Raw genomic sequence first — 2,924 nt, forward strand, 5'->3', positions numbered from 1 at the left:
TTGAACCAGGTCTCGTTGAGACGGCCGGGGACGGCGTCCATCTTGACACCAAATGCGGGCACCGCCCAGGAGTGGATGACATCGGCGCCGGTGGTCTGCACCCGGATCACCTTGTTGACCGGCACGACCATCTCGTTGTCGACGCCGAGCAAGCGCGGCTGCTTGTCCTGCGCAAGCAGCGAATCGAACTCGAACTTGCCGTTATCGGGATAGGCGTAGCTCCAGTACCACTGCTTGCCGGTGGCCTTGATCGTCAGATCGGCCTTCGGCACGTCGAGCTCGAGGAACAGCAGGCGGAACGACGGCACCGCGATGCCGACCAGAACCAGGACCGGGATCAAGGTCCAGGCCACTTCGATCAGGGTATTGTGGGTGGTGCGCGACGGCACCGGATTGGCGCGGGCGTTGAACTTGACCACCACGATGATCAGCAGCGCCAGCACGAACAGCGTGATGATGGTGATGATCGTCAGCAGCCAGCTGTGAAACCAGATGATGTTCTCCATCACCGGCGTGGCCGCTTGCTGCAGCCTATATTCCCAGGGCGCGGGCTGCCCCATTTCGGCAAATGCCGCCCCGCTCGTCAGCAGCGAGAGGCCCGCCACCGTCAATCCCACTAAGCGGGCGCCCAATCGGCCCATCGACACCTTCATGTCGCTCGCGCTCCCTTCAGAACTTCCCCCACAGCGCGTGCCCCAAGGCGGCGCGCTGCTTGATCCGCGCTCCGCGCAATGGCCTTGAGCCGGACCTAAAGGAAGGCACCGGGCCAGTTCACTGGAATGACGAAATCTTGCTCCTCAAACCATAATTCGCGATCCATCGCAATGCAGTCTTATGCAGGGTGTTGCGCGTGGCGACGAGATTGGCCGTACTGCGATTTTTCCGGTAAATTGCCGGACGAACGCGGCTTCGCGGCGGCCGTGCCGCTTGACAGGCGTCCTGCCCGTTGTAGGCAGCGGAGCGACGCCGCCCGGAACTTTGATTCGGCTCGTGGATGTTATTCAGGCCTGACGACGCCAACCCTGTCCTCAAGGCGCCATCATTGCCGTATCATGCCGTCGCGGCGGCAGACCGCCCGCAGACCACCCACAGGAAAGTGTCATGGGATCGACCCGGATGGGGCCTTCAACGGACAGGACGACGGACCTCGCAGGGACGGACGCGGCAGGGACAGATGCGAATTGTTCGCGACGCCGGCGCCTCGCGCGGCGCGGTCTCGCGGCGCTCTCCATCTTGTTGGGCCTCGTGGCCGCGATTGCCGCACCCGGCCTCGCCAACGCGCAGGGCGCGGTGCGCTCGGTGCATGGCGACTGGCAGATCCGCTGCGACACCCCCCCGGGGGCGCAGAACGAGCAATGCGCGCTGATCCAGAGCGTGGTGGCCGAGGACCGCTCCAACGCCGGCCTGACCGTCATCGTGCTCAAGACCGCCGACCAGAAGAGCCGGCTGATGCGGGTGGTCGCCCCGCTTGGCGTGCTGCTGCCCTCCGGCCTCGGCCTCAAGCTCGACAACCAGGACGTCGGCCGCGCCGGCTTCGTGCGCTGCCTGCCCAATGGCTGCGTCGCCGAGGTGGTGATGGACGACAAGCTGTTGAACCAGCTCAAGACCGCCAAGACCGCGACCTTCATCATCTTCGAGACGCCGGAGGAAGGCATCGGCTTTCCGCTCAGCCTCAACGGCCTAGCCGAAGGCTTCGACAAATTGCCGTGATCGGCGCCGACCGCGGTCAGCGCCGATGCTGGAATGCGTCCGGAAGCTCCAGCGACAGCGCCATGATCAGCACCGTCCTGTCGACGGCGTCGCCCGGCGCTTCCGCGGGCTGCACCGCCTTGATGACGAAGCCTGCCTTCTCGTAAAGCCGGATGGCGTTCTCGTTGCTGCGATAGACGGTCAGTTCGACCCGGGAGAAACCGAAGGCGCGGGCATCGGCAAGCGCACGGGCCATCAGCCGGGAACCAATGCCCTGGTGCCGGAACTGCGGCAAAAGGCCCATGCCGAGCACGCCGATCCGAGCATCGATCGGCCCTGATTTGGGCGTGACATCGCACCATCCGACGACCTCGCCGGCCGACCGCGCGACCAGCTGCGGATAGTGGCGGGCAATCATATCCAGGACAAAAGCGCGTGTGGAATCAAGTGGTGGCGCCACAGTGAAGGACAGATAGCGTCGCTCGCGCGCGACGAGATCGAGCGTGCGATGGAAGCTTTCGATGTCTGCAGGGGTAATTGGAGCGATTTCGACCATGTCCGTTCGGTAATCATCCGGCCCCTCGCGCGCCGCCCCCGAAACAACTATCTTGGATCGTACCTTCCGACAACGGATCTGCCGACAACGGATCTGCCCAGTGGACCTGCCCAGTGGACCTGCCGATGACAAATCCCGCCACCACCTCCCTGCTCGACCGAGCCAATCTCGACCGCGACGCCGTCCGCAACGAGGTCGGGCGCGGGCTTGCCGGCGCCGACGACGGCGAATTGTTCCTGGAATACAGCCAGACCGAAGCGCTGATGTTCGATAACGGCCGGCTCAAGCAGGCGACCTATGACACCAGCCAGGGTTTTGGCTTGCGCGCGGTCAAAGACGACGCGGTCGGCTATGCACACTCCTCCGACGTGTCGCTTCCGGCGCTGGTCCGCGCTGCCGACGCTGTCAGCGCCGTGCGCGGTGGCTACACAGGCAATTTCGCGAGCCCGCCGCCGCACAGCAATGTGAAGCTCTATGGCGACGATAACCCGCTCGACGCGCCGGGCTTCGAGAGCAAAGTCAAGCTGCTCGGCGAGATCGACGCCTATCTGCGCGACAAGGATCCGCGGATACGGCAGGTGACGGTGAGCCTCGGTGCGACCTGGCAGGTGGTCGAGATCTTGCGGCCCGACGGCGAGAGCTATCGCGACATCCGCCCGCTGGTGCGCGTCAATATCTC

Annotated in this window: 4 protein-coding genes; 2 read left to right on the top strand and 2 right to left on the bottom strand. The window is 64.6% G+C overall.

The window, feature by feature from the left end; translation table 11 throughout:
- Nucleotides 1–653 (bottom strand): cytochrome c oxidase subunit II transmembrane domain-containing protein (locus WA702_RS03015; protein ID WP_425109042.1); only part of this gene is annotated, 653 nt, incomplete at its 3' end.
- A 448-nt stretch (nt 654–1,101) separates the two neighbouring features.
- On the opposite strand from WA702_RS03015, the gene WA702_RS03020 reads away from it, so the two are divergent.
- The gene (locus WA702_RS03020; protein WP_425109043.1) at nt 1,102–1,710 is read left to right on the top strand and encodes an invasion associated locus B family protein; all 609 of its coding nucleotides are present in this window, start codon (nt 1,102–1,104) and stop codon (nt 1,708–1,710) included.
- 16 nt (nt 1,711–1,726) lie between these two features.
- On the opposite strand, the gene WA702_RS03025 is transcribed toward WA702_RS03020, so the two are convergent.
- Nucleotides 1,727–2,377: an N-acetyltransferase family protein gene (locus WA702_RS03025; RefSeq protein ID WP_425109044.1), complete on the bottom strand. Its 651-nt coding sequence runs from the start codon at nt 2,375–2,377 to the stop codon at nt 1,727–1,729.
- Between WA702_RS03025 and WA702_RS03030 the strand changes: the two genes are divergently transcribed.
- The coding region (locus WA702_RS03030) for a PmbA/TldA family metallopeptidase (RefSeq protein WP_425109045.1) at nt 2,371–2,924 on the top strand (554 nt) is incomplete at its 3' end. The genes WA702_RS03025 and WA702_RS03030 overlap by 7 nt on opposite strands.

The sequence above is a fragment of the Bradyrhizobium sp. genome (assembly GCF_049798375.1).
Taxonomy (GTDB): domain Bacteria; phylum Pseudomonadota; class Alphaproteobacteria; order Rhizobiales; family Xanthobacteraceae; genus Bradyrhizobium.